Genomic DNA, 14,577 nt, shown 5'->3' with positions numbered 1-14,577 from the left:
GCGGCCCGGAGCGACTGCTGGTCGTGCCCGAGAGCACCAACCCCGGGTGGCAGGCGCGGCTCGGCGGGACGCCACTGCGGCCAGTCGTCGTCGACGGCTGGCAACAGGGCTGGGTGGTGCCGGCCGGGACGGCCGGCACCATCGAACTCACCTACCGATTCGACTCGCTGTACCGCTGGGCCCTGGTGATCGGCCTCGCGCTCATGGTGCTGCTCCTCGTCGCCGCGTGGTGGCCGTCGACGCGTCGCCCACCGGCCGGAGTGCCGATCGTGGCCCCGGCCGGGCGGGGGACGGTGCTCGTCGCCGGGGGCGCAGTGCTCGCCGCGGCGTGGCTGGTGTCGGGCTGGTGGGGACTCGCGGCCGCGGTCGTGGTCGGCGCCGTCGCCGCTGCGGTACCGCCGAAGGCCGGCGTCACCACGGCATTCGTCGCGATGATGACCGCGACGATCGGGCTGGCGGCCGGGCCGTGGCACGCCTCCGGGGGCTACCACGGGTCGCAGTGGTGGGTTCAGCTGCCGGCGCTGGTGGCGGTGTCGATGACCGCGTGGCTGGTGTTCTGGTCGGCCGTCGACGGCCGGTCGTCGGGTGCGGTGCCGATCGAGGCCGGCGCAGACGAGGCCGGGACAGTCGAGGCGTCGGACGAGACGTGGCGCGCGCGGTTGCGACGACGATTTTCGCGGTTGCGCAACCAGTTCCGCGTCGGCTCCTCGATGAAGGCGTAACTGGCCGCGGCGACACCGATCGACAGACCGAGGGTGATCACCAGCACCAGGAGGGTGTCGCCGCTGAACGGCACGATGCCGAACAGCGGGAAGACCACCGCCAGGATCGCGACGTGCCAGATGAAGATCCCGTACGACCACCTCCCGAGCGCCAGCATCACCCGCGAGGTGAGGATGCGGAACGGTCCGTCGTTGCAGACGAGCGGTGCGAGCAGTGCGTAACCGCAGAGGCCGCCGAGAACCATCTTGGTGGCGAACTCGATCTCGGTGACAGCGCCGAGACCCGTCGGACCGGCGAGCCGGGTGCACGCCAGCGCATAGGCGACGACGAGCACGCCCAGCATCAGCGGACGGTTCGCGCTGAGGCGGATCGCACCACCCAGCCAGCGTCCCGGACGGGTCTGCCCGGACGCCGACGCCCCGGCACCCGAACCGGAGTCGAGGACCCCGGCGACCTCGGCCAGGACCAGACCCGCGACGAACCACGCCAGGTGACCGAACACCCAGTTCTTGGTCTCCACTCCGGCGGCCACGGGCAGGGAGGTGCCGACCCAGGCCCAGCCCAGGCTCACCGCGGCCAGGAGCAACAACACCGGGATGCGCGCACGCAGGCGACTCCCGCGCAGCCGCAGGAGCGCGAAGCCGATGAGCGGGAGCAGGGCGTAGAAGGCGATCTCGACCGACAGGCTCCACATCTGGGTCAGACCCGCGGTGAGTGTGAGCGGCACGAACACCTGGGTGAGCGTCAGATTCGCCAGCCAGACCTGGGCGTCGGCGCCCTGCGCCTCGGGAAGCAGCAGGATGACCAGGGTGACCACGACCAGGTAGGCGGGCCAGATCCGCACGATCCGGTGGCGGAAATACCTCGGCACCGACGGATGACGGGTTCCGCGATGCGCGGCGTCGACCCACGGTCGCCACAGCAGGAAACCGGAGAGCGCGAAGAACAGGGCGACCGCGAGGTCGAGACGCCCGAGCACCGGTCCGAGCACGGGGATCTCGACCGCCCGCGTCTGGAACGCCACATGGGTGACCAGGACCCCGATCGCGGCGATCGCCCGCATGCCCTCGAGCTGCGGATAGAACCGTCTGGCGGAGCCTGCGACGGTCTCGACGGCGGCGGGGGCGACGGAATCGGGGTCGGTGCTGGTCATGCTGCTGACAGGGTAGCCGGGAGGCGTTGCGTACCCTCGCCTCCATGTCCTCGCCGTCCCAGTCGTCCCCAGACCCCGAGACGTCGTCGCCGGACTCCGAGACCCATCCGCAGCCTCATCGCTGGTCGACGGCCGACCTCGCCGGCCCGACCCTGATCTTCGTCGGCGGCTTCCTGCTCGCGGTGACCATCGCCCTCCCGACGTTGCTCGTCGGAGGTTTCCGGACGATCCCGCTCAGCACCGACTTCACCACCGTCGCCACCGCCGACGACGCGACGATCTTCGACCGGTGCTCGCTCGGGACCCGTTCGGCCCGCACCGTCGGCGCCGACCTCGTCCGCCAGCAACGCGTCGTGGCGGTGCAACCGTCCGACGAACACCGGGTGACCCTGCAGGCCGGCACGTCCATCCAGGCCGAGACGCTGCGCATCGACGACCGTGAGGTCGACCCCGGCGATCCGCGCCCCGGCGCCGACCCCGGAGACCAGTCCGACGACGGGTCGCAACCGTGTAACGACGCGACCGTCAACGCCGTCAAGGATCGGGTGACACTCGACCGGAAGAACGCGCTGCCACGACTCGCCGCGCGCGGGGCGTCGGAGATCCAGTACGACAGCGGACAGGCGGCCGTCCTCGTCCCGGACCGCCGCGGCGTCACCTATCTGTTGCCCTTCGACACCGAAACGGTCGACCGGGAGTTCTTCGACGCCGTCACCCGTACCGCCGTGCCACTGGTGTACGACGGCGACACCGAGGTCCGCGGCCGCGACGTCGCCCGGTTCCGCGCCGAGGTCCCCGACACCGACCTCGCTCGCGAGGCGCTGGGCCGGCCCGTGGGCACCAACGTCTCGATCACGCGGCCGGCGTCGTGGTTCGGCGTCGGCGACACGAGCCGACCGTTGACCGCGGACCTGCACCACCGGAGTTCATGGGATCTCGCCGTCGACCCCCGGACCGGCACGATCGTCGACGCCACGATCACCGTCGACGAGGTGTACCGCTTCCCCGACGGCACCCCCGGCGTCCCGGCCGACTTCGAATTGCCGCACCTACGAGCGACATTCACCTACGACGACAACACCCAGGCGCGGATGACCGACCTGGCCGCCGACCTCGCGTCCCCGATCCTGATCTGGGGCCGCCTGGTGCCGATCGGCACCGGAATCCTCGGCGTCGCGGCCCTGCTGGCCGGGCTGATACTGATCAATCCCGCCTGGTTGCCCGCCTGGTTGCCCGCCCGGCTTCGGCGTCGGCGTGACGCGAAAACCGTTGGCGGGCAGCCGGAGTGATCGGGATCGGCGTCAGGATGCCGACTCGGCGGCGAGCCGGCCGAGGGTGTCGTTGAGCTGATCCTCGGTCACGAGCGGGAATTTGACCTTCTCGAGCAGCTTCTTGTCGGTGACCTTCGACCAGTCGTAGGTGTGGCGAACCAGCGTCTCGTTGGGACCCTGGGATTCCAGCTCCCACAGCCACTCCCATCCGGGCGGCTGGGTGCCGGCGGGCGCGGTCTGCCATGCCAGGAGCTTGTCCTTGGCGTAGCCCGTGACATGGTTGTCCGTCTTGTACTCGCCGCCCATGTGGTCGCCCGCCATGTTCATGGTGAACACGTCACCCACCTGCTGGATGCGGTCGGCGTGGTCCACACCGCGGATGAACCCCGAACCGTCGAGCGCCTGATGCCGTTCGGGATTGGAGAGAACGTCGAACACCGCGTCGACGGGCGCCTCGATCGTGCGTTGGACAGTGACCTGTGTGCTCTCGTTGTCGCTCATGACACAACACTGCCGAAAGTTCGGGTACTCGGCAACGTCCGGTCACCACCCTGTGCTCCCTGAGGAGCGCCCGGAGCCTGCGGAGGGCGCGTCACGAAGGGTCCGGTGACCGAGGTTGCGAGACCCTTCGTGACGCTCGCAAGCTCGCTCCTCAGGGAGCGGGCGTGGAGGGCGCAAGCTCGCTCCTCAGGGAGCGGGCGTGGAGGGCGCGAGCGCGCTCCTCAGGGAGCGGATTCGTTGACCATGATGGCGGGGCGAATCAGCGCGCGACCGCCCACGTCCCCAGCGCGGCGATCGTGGCGGCCACCGCGGCGGTTCCGGCGACTCCGATCACCGACCCGGCGACCGTGAGGATGATCAGCACCTCGGCGGCCACCACCAGCCAGGTGCCGAGCGCGACGCGCGTCCGGTCGCGGGCGATCGCCGACAGCAGGACGACCTGCAGGACGGCGAGCGCGGCGCCGATGTAGGCGAACAACCACAGGATCGGCACGAGCGTGTCGTAGCCGTCCCCGAAGACGAGCGGAACGACCGGCCCGGCCGCACCGGCCAGCACGGTGAGTACGACCCCGATCCCGGCGACGACCGTCACCGCCTGACGCAGCGAGGCCCGCGACCGCGCGGGATCGGCGAGGCGGGGATAGAAGACCACGCCGATCGCCTGCGGGAGCCAGAAGGCCACCTTGGTCGCGATCGCGCCGAGTGCGTACACCCCGACCTCCTCCGCGTCGAGGACCCGGGGTGAGAGCAACAGGTCGATTGACGAGGCGACGATCAGCACCAGCTGGACCTGGGACGCGCGCACCACGCTGAGCACTCCCGCGGAACCCGACGCCCCACCTCGAGGCCGGTCGGCCCGCGCCACCGACCACACCACGAGCCAGACGACGACCGCCGAGGCCGCGGCCCCCAGCGTCCCGGCCAGGAGACCACCCGCCGGCCCGGCGCCGGCGGCGAACGCCCCGATGATCGGCATCGACCGGGCGACACCGACCACGGCCAGCACCCAGGACAGCACCCGGAACTCGCCGCGCCCCTGCAGAATCCCCTGACCTGCGGCGATGAGGGCGAGTAGCGGTGCGGAGGCGAGTGCTGCCGCGGTCGTCGCGACATCGGTGCGCAACAGCAGCGCGACGAGCGGGGTGGCGACCACGGTGAGCACGACAACCCAGGACGTCGTCACCACCCCGAGCGCGCGGAGGCGTCCCTCGTCGCCGCCGAGCACGACCTCCCGGGCGATGACGTTCTGCAGGGCCATGGCCGGCACGCCGAGCACGAGCATGGCCGACAGCAGCACCGCGAACTCGCCGTATTCGCTGACATCGAGGAAGCGGGCACTCGCGGCGAGGTGAACCACGTACATGCAGACGTTGGCCACCATCGAACCGACCGCCACCGACCCGACGGCGCCGACGGTGCCCGTCGTCCGGCGCGTCTGCTGCATGGACCAAGTGTGCCGATCGGGCGCGAGGCGCTTTGCACCGGCTGTCGTCCGTAGGCAACGATGGGAAGGCTGCTGTCCACCCAGCCCGAGCTCCACAGACCGAGAGACCCTGATGTACGACGACAACCCCACCTACGACGCCGAGTCGACAGACATCGGTTCGCGCATCGACCCGGTGCTGGCCCGGAGCTGGCTGCTGGTCAACGGTTCCCACTACGCGAAGTTCGAGCCGGCGTCCCGTTCGCGCGCCGACATCGTCGTGTTGGACATCGAGGACGCCGTGGCTCCCAAGGACAAGGTCGAAGCGCGCGACAACGTCGTCCGCTGGCTCGGGCCGAAGGACGGGACCGCCGGCCCCGGCGCCGGAGACTGGGTCCGCGTCAACGGATTCGGCACCCCGTGGTGGGCCGACGACCTCGAGGCCCTCTCGCAGACCGCGGTCGGCGGGGTGATGCTGGCGATGGTCGAGTCGGTCGACCACGTCACCGAGACCGCCAAGCGCCTGCCCGGTCTGCCCATCGTGGCGCTCGTCGAGACCGCGCGGGGGCTCGAGCGCATCAGTGAGATCGCGGCCGCCAAGGGCACCTTCCGCCTCGCGTTCGGCATCGGGGACTTCCGCCGCGACACCGGTTTCGGCGACAACCCGCAGACCCTCGCCTACGCCCGTTCGCGTTTCACCATCGCCGCCAAGGCCGCCCATCTGCCCAGCGCCATCGACGGCCCGACGGTCGGTTCGAGCGCACTCAAACTCAGTGAGGCGACCGCGGTCAGCGCCGAGTTCGGCATGACCGGCAAGATCTGCCTCACCCCCGGCCAGTGCGCGCCGGTCAACGAGGGCCTCTCCCCCTCCCAGGACGAGATCACCTGGGCGCGTGAGTTCTTCGCCGAATTCGAGCGCGACGGCGGTGAGATCCGCAACGGCTCCGACCTGCCACGGATCGCGCGGGCGACCAAGATCCTCGACCTGGCCCGGTCATACGGCATCACCGAATCGGACTACGACGACGATCCGGTGCACGCTCCCGCGCCCTCGGACACCCACCACTTCTGATCGGCATCACCGCGGTGACCCCCCGACGACTACTGCCGGCCCTGTACGGCACCGGTATCGGCGCGACCGCGGTGATCCTGGCGCCGCTGCTGCCGGGCCTGATCGGGGTCGGCGACCATCACCTGCTGTACCGAGATGCGGTGTCCACACCGCGTACCCACGTCACGGACACCACGATCGGGATCGGCGACCTGCCGCCGCGCGCCGTGCCGCAGGACTGGTTCCTCGCGATGGTGAGCACCGTCCTCGACGGCGGGATCGTCGTGCTGGCAGTCCTCGCCGCGGCGCTGGTGTGCGCGGGAGTCGGCTACGGACGCCTGGCGGCCCGACTGGTCCCGGGCGCCGGGCGGGCCGGCGCCTCGGCGGCCGCGCTCGTCGCGGTGTGGAATCCCTATGTCGCCGAACGGCTCCTGCAGGGCCACTGGAGCCTGCTGGCCGGGTATGCGGCACTGGGGTGGATTCTCGTTGCGGTCATGGACCTGCGGGAATGCCCCCCGCTGGTTGAGCCGGCACCGAGCGCAGCCGCCGGGTCGAGTAAGCGACGAAGGAGCGCATCGAGATCGAGGAGCCGAGTCGAAGCCACCCGGCGTCCGGGCCCCGGAGCGGACGCCGTCCGGCTGCTGCAACTGGGCGGGCTGCTCGCCGTCGCAGGGTTGACGCCCACCGGGTCCGTCCTGGCCGGAATCGTGCTGGCGGTGGCGCTTCTGGCGCGCCCGATCGGCTCGCGACCCACGGTGGCCGCCCTCGCCCTCTGGGTTCTCAGCACGCTGCCGTGGTTGCTGACGTCACTGATCACCGACGCCCCGACCACCTCCGCGGCCGCCGGGGTGGAGGCGTTCGGTCTGCGCTCCGAGCCCTGGCTCGGGCCCGTGGGCACGGTCGGTTCCCTGGGCGGGATCTGGAACGCCGACGCGGTGCCCGCCAGCCGGACCATCGGGTGGGCCGCGGTGGCCACCCTCTGTCTGCTCCTCGTCGTCGCCGTCGGCGCGCGGTATCTGTGGCGTCGTCGCGGGGAGCTGGATCCGTCGGTCCCCGCCATCGCGGTCCTGGCGTCGGTCACCGCGATCGTGTTGCTGCTGAGCACGTTCGGACCGGCCCGTACCGTCCTGGGCTTCGTCGTCGAGCACCTCGGCGGCGGCGGACTCCTGCGCGACACCCAGAAGTTCTCGGCGCTCCTCCTCCCGGCGGTCGCGGTCTGCGTGGCGGCGGCCGTGGCGGCGGCGCGGCGTCGTGTACCGGCGGGTTTCGCGCTCACCGCGGTCGTACTGCTGGTGGTGGCGCCGCTCCCCGACCTCGCGTGGGGCGTCGGTGGCGCGGTGCGCGCGATCGACTATCCCGACGAGTGGCGACAGGTCGCGGAGATCGTGCCGCCAGATCGGGGTTCGGTCGCCCTGTGGCCTCCCGGCACGGTCCGCGAGTACCCCTTTGCGCATGATCCGTCGCTCGACCCCGCCGCACGGATGATGCGGGCGCCGGTCGTCGAGTCCGGCGAGCTCCGCGTCGACGGAGAGGTGATCGACCCGCCCGGCGCGCACGCCGCAGCGGTGATGCGGGTACTGGAGTCCGGTGGGTCACCGACCGCTCTCGCCGAACTCGGCGTCGGGTGGGTTCTGGTCGAGAACGGTTCCCCGCCACCACAACTCGCCGATTCCGGGCACCTCGCCTTCGACGGTCCGTCGCTGCAGCTCTATCAGGTGGGCGACCCGGCGGATCGCTCCGCGGGCGTCACCGACCGGGCGATCGCCACCGCCGCACACCTGGTGTGGGCCGCGCTCCTGGTCGCCGGGCTGATCGGCGTCGGCATCGGTGTGGTCAGCGGCCGGGCGCGGACAGTACGGCGTCGAACGTCGCCATGAATCCGTCGCAGGTCGCTGACCAAGAATAGCGGCTCGCCTTGACCTGTGCGTTCCGTCCGAGACGGCGTGCCTCATCCGGATTGTCGATGAGTTTTCCTGTCGCGCTGGCCAGTTCGTCGACCCCGTCGACGAGCAATCCGGTGTTCCCGTCGTCGATGGAGTCGGCGAGTCCGGCGGCACCGCGGTAGCCGATCGTCGGGACACCGTGCTGGGCGGCTTCGACGACGGCGAGTCCCCACCCTTCCTTCCGCGACGGCATGAGGTGGACCCGGGCCCGGGCGAGGAGTTCGTGTTTGCGGTGTTCGTCGACGTGGCCGTGGAAGGTGACCGCGTCGGTCACCGCGAGATCGTTTGCGGCGCGGTGCAGTTCGTCCGCCCACCAGCCGCCGCCGATGACGTCGAGGTGGGCGTCGACGCCGTCGTGGCGCAGCCGCGCGAGCACCGTCAGCGCATCCTCGACCTGCTTGTGCGGCACCAGCCGCGACAACACGCAGAGCCGCACCGGGCCGTCCGGCCCACCGGGGACCGCGCCCCGATCGGGACCGGTCGCCCCGATGCCCTCGGGCAGCGGATCGATCCCGTTGCGCACGACCGCGATCCGCTCGGCGTCCACCCCGAGTGCGACGAGTTCGGATTTCGACGGCGCCGAGACCGTGACGTATCGGTTGCGACGATGGACCCGAGGCGAGACCCGCGACTCGAGAAACCATCCCACGTGGCCGAGGAGACGACCGGCGACCGGCCACTGTTCGCGGTGACAGTGGTGGACGAGGACCACCGTCGGGGCCGGCGAGACCAGCGCCGAGAAGAACGGGACACCGTTCTGGGTGTCGACGACGACATCGGGCCGGCACCCGGCCAGCGGCCCGAGACCGAGCCGGCCGCCGAGGATCGTCGCGAGCATGCGCGGATACACACTGATGCGTCCGCCGGCGCGGATGAACCGCATGCCGTCCCGTGTCTCCTCCCGGACGGACCCGGGGTAGGCGGAGGTGAGGAAGGTGACCCGCGCGCCGCGGCGGGCCAGTTCGGCCCCCACGCGTTCCAGGTAGGTCTCACTGCCGCCGCCCTGGGGGTGGCGGGTGTCCCGCCAGCACAGGAGCAGGACGTCAGACGGTGCGCGCATCGTCCGTCAGCCTACCCACCGCGGCCGGAGCGCCGGTACCCACCGCACGGGCGCGCCACTAGAGTGACCCGACGATGACGACTCCACTCACCGGCGGTGCGCGGATGGCCCGGCTCGCCACCCTGCGCCGTGCCGCCGGACTGCTGAACGACTTCCGCTACGAGCAGTCCGACCCCGCACGCTTCTACGGCGCGCTCGCCACCGACACCGCGAACATGGTCGAGGCGTTCGTGCCGGACCTCGCCGGAACCGGTCCCGACGGGGCGGTGATCCTCGACGTGGGCGGCGGCCCCGGGTACTTCGCCGACGCCTTCCGGGCCCGGGGCGCGCACTACGTGTCCGTCGAACCCGATCCCGACGAGATGCACGCCGGCGGGCTCGAGCATCGCGGCTCGGTCCGCGGCTCCGGCCAGGCCCTCCCCTTCGCCGACGGCTGCGTCGACGTCTGTCTGTCGTCGAACGTCGTCGAGCACACCCCGACGCCGTGGCAGATGGCCGACGAGATGCTGCGGGTGACGCGTCCCGGCGGCATCGTCATCATCAGCTACACACTCTGGTGGGGACCGTTCGGCGGCCACGAGATGGGCCTGACCCATTACCTCGGCGGCCACCGCGCGGCCCGAATGTACACCAGACGCAACGGTCACCCGCCCAAGAACCTCTACGGGACGTCGCTGTTCGCGGTCTCCGCCGCCGACGGGCTGCGCTGGGCCCGGTCGGCGACCGGCAGCGGGCATGCCGAACTCGTCGCGGCGTTTCCCCGCTACATCCCGCGTTGGATGTGGTGGGTGATGCGCCTACCGGTGCTCCGCGACGTTCTCGGCACCAACCTCGTGCTCGTCCTGCGCAGACGCTGAGGAGACTCGGCGCCTGACTATTCGGCGGCGAGGTCCGCGGTGCAGTTGAGCGTGCCGCCCTGGCTGGTCGCGGCAGCCAGCTGCTCGCCGTCGGCGAGGATCGCGCACGACACCGGGCCGCGGACCACGATGGCCGACAGGCTCGCCCGGGTCCCCTCGAGTTGCACCCGCTGGGACCACGGCGACCCCGTCGCCGGGATCACGGTCGGCGACCCCGGGCCACGACGGAACGTGAGCGCGACGACGTCGCCGTTGCCCGTCAGCTGGTAGGTGACGGTTCCGGAGCGCTGCGTCGTAGTGGTGGTCGACGTCGTCTCCTCGGTGGTCGTGGTACTCGACGATGTCGTCTCGCTGGTCGTCGCCGGGCCGGTCGACTCGGTGGTCGACGAGGAGGCCGCACTGGTGGAGTCGCCGTCGCCCGACCGGGTGACCAGGACGACGACCAGGCCGAGCACCACGAGCGCGATCAGAGCGGCCAGCGCCAGCCCGATCGTCCGCCCCTTCGAGCCGGAACCGCGAGGCGGCTCACCACCGGCCGGTGCGTCGTAGGGCGAGGACGCGTACGGCGAGCCGCCTGTGAAGTGGGGATCGGCGTACTGGGGATCGGCGTACTGGGGCTCGGTGTACGGACCCGGATACGGCTGCCCGCCCTGGTGCGGCTCGGTGTACGGACCCGGGTACGGCTGTCCGGGCTGCTGTTCGGTGTAGGCCTGCGACGGCGGCGCCGACGGGTCGAAGTCGGGATCGAACTGCCGGGTCTCCGGCGGATCGTTCCGCGGATCGTTGGGATCGCCCTCTGGTGGTCGGGTCATGCGCTCGATTCTGTCATCCCGGATCGGAACCCGACCCGGGGACGGCGAGGGTCATCCGTCGAAGAGCGGACTGGGGATCAGGTCGACAACCTCCGCGTCGGCCAGGTGACCCCGGCGGTAACGGCGTCGCGTCAGCATTCGGGTAGTGCTCTGGCCGCCGCGTCCGCCGCCACCCCAGGGAACCGCCCCGCGCTGAAAACCGCCCTGTGAAAACGTCTTTCAGGGACTCGGCGTCGGCGCTGAGTCGTCGACGCTTCTGTGGAGGGCGCTTTGCCGGGGCGCATCTCCGGCTGGGGGCGGGACTGCCTCGTGAGACGTCGCGGTGTCCGCGGCCTTCCGCCGCGGACGCCGCGATCGCCGTTAGATGTCGGCGATCGCTTCCAGCGGCCCGGTTCGCGCCGCGCGGACCGCGGGCCACAGCGCGGCCAGCACTCCGACGACCGCCGACGCGACGAGAGTGATCACGATCAGCGACCACGGGACCACCGGGGCGCCCAGGCCCCATTCGGCGAGCGTCCGTACCAGCGCGACGCCGATGACGGTTCCGAGGAGCACACCCAGCACGGCACCGAAGATCGAGATCAGCACCGACTCGAGGTAGATCGAACGCCGGACCTGGGCCCGGACCATGCCGATCGCGCGCAGCATCCCGATCTCACGTTTACGTTCGACCACCGACAGCGCGAGCGTGTTGATGATGCCGAGTACCGCGATCAGCAGCGCCAGCCCGAGCATCGCGTACAGCGTGCCGAGCATCTGGTCGATCTGCGACGAGATCTGCCCCTTGAACTGATCCCGATCCTGGATCTGGACCGTGAGATACGCGGCCGTCGCGTCCTCGAGATCGGTGCGCAGGGTCTCGAGGTCGGTACCCGGGGCAGCGTTCACGAAGAGCGTGACGTTGACCCGTGCGAAAGGCGGGACGAGTTTCTCGTAGACGTCCGGACCGACCACCCACGGTTGCAGCGCCTCGTTGTCGGCATACACGCCGGCGATCGGGACCTGGACCTGCGCGCCCGTCGCGGAGGTGAACGTGACCACGTCGCCGCGCTTCCAGCCGTTGGACTTGCCGGTGCGCTCGCTGATCAGCATCCCGTCGGCGGGCAGATCCGACGACGCGCCGTCCTGCATGTCCATCACGGTCACGCTGTTGAGCGGTCCGCCGAGCGCGGAGAACCCGGTCTCCGACTTGTCGTCGACCTTCGCCTGGACGATGCCGAACGACACCACGTCGCCGACGCCGGGCACACCGTCGATCGCGTCGGTCACCGCCGGAGGAAGCGGCGACTGATTGGTGCCCGCCACGATGTAGTCGGCGGTGATACCCGCGTCGACCGCGTCGTCGACCGTGCCCTTGAACGACTGTCCGAGGGTGCCGATGATCGCGACCAGCATCAGTCCGAGGGTGAGCGCGAACGCCGTCGCGGCAGAACGCCGCGGGTTGCGGACCGCGTTGGTCCGCGCCAGGCGTCCGATCATGCCGAACGGTGCCCCGATGACCCGGCCGAGCACACTGACGAACGGGCGGGCGAGCGCCGGGCCGACGAGGACGGCCGACAGGACCGCACCCGCGGCGCCGGCACCCACCGTGATCGCGGGGCCGGTCCCTTCACCCATCGCACCGATGACGATCGCGGCGATCGAGGCGACGCCGATGATCGCGCCGAGGATGGTGCGGTTGCGCAACGAGGCCGACCCCTCGGCGGCCGATGCGCGCATCGCCTCGACCGGCGGCACACGCGCTGCTCTCGCCGCGGGTACCCACGCACTGATCATCGTCACCACGACGCCGACCAGGACGCCGGCCAGGATCGCATCCGGGCCGACGGCCAACTCACCGTCCGGCAGGCCCGACGTCGCGCTGGTGATCGCCTTCAGGCCGGCGGCCAGCGCGATGCCGATGGCCAGGCCGAGGGCGCCACCGAGGACACCGACCACGAAGGCCTCGAACAGCACCGACCGCGACACCTGGCGTTGGCTAGCGCCGACCGCCCGGAGGAGCGCGAATTCGCGGTTCCGTTGCGCGACGATCATCGAGAACGTGTTGTAGATGATGAACGTGCCGACGACGAGACCGATCGCGGCGAACGCCAGCAGGATGTACTGGAAGATCTGCAGGAACTCGTTGACCTGTGCCTTCTGGTCCTCGCGGACCTGATCGCCGGTGCGGACGTCGTAGAGGTCGGCGTCGGCGCCGAGCCCGGCGACGATCCGGTCCTGCAGCTGCTCGGGGGTGACCCCGGCGGCGGCCGACATGTCGACGACGCCGACATGCTCGCCGTCGGTGAACAACCGGGACGACGTCGCGGCGTCGAACTGGACGTTCACATACCCACCCGTCGAGCTCGGCGCGTCGACGAGACCCACGACGGTCACATCGAGCGGCGTGGCATTGCCCTGGCCCACGACGACCTTGGTCTTCGACCCCACCTTCAGGCCGGCGGCCTCGGCGGCCGAGGTGTTCAGCGCGATCTCACCGGCGTTCTCGGGCCCGCGGCCGCCCGGCAGGATCGTCGACTCCTCCGGCGAGAGCGCCTCGTCGGGCGGGATGTAGGTGCTGCCCACGCTCGGGGCACCACCGGTCTGGATGGCCTTGCCGTCGGAGTCGGCGACCGTGACGAGTCCGTTGTTGTTGACGACGAGCTTGTCGATGCCGAACTGCGCGCGCTGATCCCGGAGCTGGTCGACGATCGAGTTCGGCACCCCCGGCGACTGCCGGTCGGCCGGGGTCACCTCGACCGCGACGCCCGGCGCGGCGCTGTCGAAGATGTCGTTGAACGCCTTCGAGATGGATCCGGTGAACACCATCGACCCGGCCACGAACGAGGTGCCCAGGATGATCGAGAACAGGGTCAGGAAGAGACGGAGCTTGTGCGCGCGGAGGTTTCGCAGCGAAACCCTGCGCATCACCGAGGAGGAGGCCACGGCTCAGTGCGCTTTGGCGGCGTCGGGCGCAGGGACGTTGTCCAGGTTCTTCATGACCTCGAAGACATCGTCGGCGGAGGGCCGGGAGAGCTCCTGCACGATCTGGCCGTCGGCGAGGAACACCACGCGATCGGCATACGACGCGGCCCTCGGATCGTGCGTCACGATGACGACGGTCTGTTTGAACTCGTCGGTCGCGGCCCGCAGGATCGACAGCACCTCGCCGGAGGAACGGGAATCCAGGTTGCCCGTCGGCTCGTCGCCGAAGATGATCGACGGCTTGCCGATCAGCGCGCGGGCACACGCGACGCGCTGCTGCTGACCACCCGACAACTCACTCGGGAGATGTCCGAGCCGGTCGGTGATACCCAGCCGGGCCACCACGGCGTCGAACCATTCGGTGTCCACGGTGCGGCCGGCGATGTCGACCGGCAAGGTGATGTTCTCCTTGGCCGTCAGCGTCGGCACGAGGTTGAACGCCTGGAAGACGAAGCCGATACGGTCGCGGCGCAGCATCGTCATCGCTTTGTCCGACAACGCCGTCAGATCGGTGTCGCCGATGAAGACCTTGCCGTCGCTCGCGACGTCGAGGCCGGCCAGACAGTGCATCAGGGTCGATTTGCCCGACCCCGACGGACCCATGATGGCGGTGAACTCGCCCTCCCGGAACGAGATCGAGACGCTCTTCAGGGCTTCGACGGCGGTATCGCCGACGCCGTACCGCTTGGAAAGGTTGTCGGCTCCGGCAGCCACCGCATGCTTGGGCGCCCCGAAATCATCGCCACCGTCGTCTCGAGCGGCCACATCAGTCGTCGTCATGCCCTCAACCGTGCCAAATCCTGGGCCGGTTGGCCATCA

11 protein-coding genes are annotated in these 14,577 nt (G+C 70.5%); 4 read left to right on the top strand and 7 right to left on the bottom strand.

The genetic code is table 11. From position 1 onward, the window contains the following. Window positions 1-508: 508 nt before the first annotated feature. Window positions 509-1,876, bottom strand: a complete 1,368-nt coding sequence (locus AMD30_RS24530; RefSeq protein WP_084817242.1) for an acyltransferase family protein — start codon at window positions 1,874-1,876, stop codon at window positions 509-511. A 44-nt stretch (window positions 1,877-1,920) separates the two neighbouring features. Here AMD30_RS24530 and AMD30_RS11000 point away from each other — a divergent pair, with 44 nt between their 5' ends. After that, a complete protein-coding gene (locus tag AMD30_RS11000) occupies window positions 1,921-3,165 on the top strand; it encodes a DUF3068 domain-containing protein (RefSeq protein ID WP_010843339.1) in 1,245 nt (414 codons plus the stop codon). Window positions 3,166-3,177: 12 nt separating this feature from the next. Here the strand turns inward: AMD30_RS11000 and AMD30_RS10995 are convergent, their stop codons facing one another. Together AMD30_RS10995 and AMD30_RS10990 are read right to left on the bottom strand one after the other, a co-directional pair. Beyond that, window positions 3,178-3,648, bottom strand: a complete 471-nt coding sequence (locus AMD30_RS10995; protein WP_010843338.1) for an SRPBCC family protein — start codon at window positions 3,646-3,648, stop codon at window positions 3,178-3,180. Between the two features lie 259 nt (window positions 3,649-3,907). Further along, window positions 3,908-5,092 carry a polysaccharide biosynthesis protein gene (locus tag AMD30_RS10990; protein WP_010843337.1) on the bottom strand — a complete coding sequence of 395 codons (1,185 nt, stop codon included), beginning with the start codon at window positions 5,090-5,092 and terminating at the stop codon, window positions 3,908-3,910. A 112-nt stretch (window positions 5,093-5,204) separates the two neighbouring features. On the opposite strand from AMD30_RS10990, the gene AMD30_RS10985 reads away from it, so the two are divergent. Further along, entirely contained in the window at window positions 5,205-6,143 is a 939-nt protein-coding gene (locus AMD30_RS10985) for an HpcH/HpaI aldolase/citrate lyase family protein (protein WP_055475652.1), read from the top strand. Window positions 6,144-6,157: 14 nt separating this feature from the next. Further along, on the top strand, window positions 6,158-7,999 hold the full coding sequence (locus tag AMD30_RS10980; RefSeq protein WP_055475651.1) for a hypothetical protein: 1,842 nt from the start codon (window positions 6,158-6,160) through the stop codon (window positions 7,997-7,999). Here AMD30_RS10980 and AMD30_RS10975 read toward each other — a convergent pair. Next, a complete protein-coding gene (locus tag AMD30_RS10975) occupies window positions 7,956-9,125 on the bottom strand; it encodes a glycosyltransferase family 4 protein (protein WP_055475650.1) in 1,170 nt (389 codons plus the stop codon). The genes AMD30_RS10980 and AMD30_RS10975 overlap by 44 nt on opposite strands. Before the next feature lie 74 nt (window positions 9,126-9,199). Here AMD30_RS10975 and AMD30_RS10970 point away from each other — a divergent pair, with 74 nt between their 5' ends. Beyond that, entirely contained in the window at window positions 9,200-9,982 is a 783-nt protein-coding gene (locus AMD30_RS10970) for a class I SAM-dependent methyltransferase (RefSeq protein WP_055475649.1), read from the top strand. Between the two features lie 17 nt (window positions 9,983-9,999). Here the strand turns inward: AMD30_RS10970 and AMD30_RS10965 are convergent, their stop codons facing one another. From AMD30_RS10965 to AMD30_RS10955, 3 genes are all read right to left on the bottom strand, one after another. Then, window positions 10,000-10,794, bottom strand: coding sequence for a hypothetical protein (locus AMD30_RS10965; protein WP_055475648.1), 795 nt, complete (start codon window positions 10,792-10,794; stop codon window positions 10,000-10,002). A 360-nt stretch (window positions 10,795-11,154) separates the two neighbouring features. Continuing rightward, window positions 11,155-13,701: an ABC transporter permease gene (locus AMD30_RS10960; protein ID WP_055475689.1), complete on the bottom strand. Its 2,547-nt coding sequence runs from the start codon at window positions 13,699-13,701 to the stop codon at window positions 11,155-11,157. A gap of 21 nt (window positions 13,702-13,722) precedes the next feature. Beyond that, a complete protein-coding gene (locus tag AMD30_RS10955) occupies window positions 13,723-14,538 on the bottom strand; it encodes an ABC transporter ATP-binding protein (RefSeq protein WP_035717671.1) in 816 nt (271 codons plus the stop codon). Between the last annotated feature and the right edge of the window lie 39 nt (window positions 14,539-14,577).

Origin of the sequence: Gordonia sp. HS-NH1 (assembly GCF_001418765.1) — a bacterium.
GTDB lineage: Bacteria > Actinomycetota > Actinomycetes > Mycobacteriales > Mycobacteriaceae > Gordonia.
Note: the sequence above shows the minus strand (reverse complement) of the source record. Positions and strands in the feature narration are given on the sequence as shown.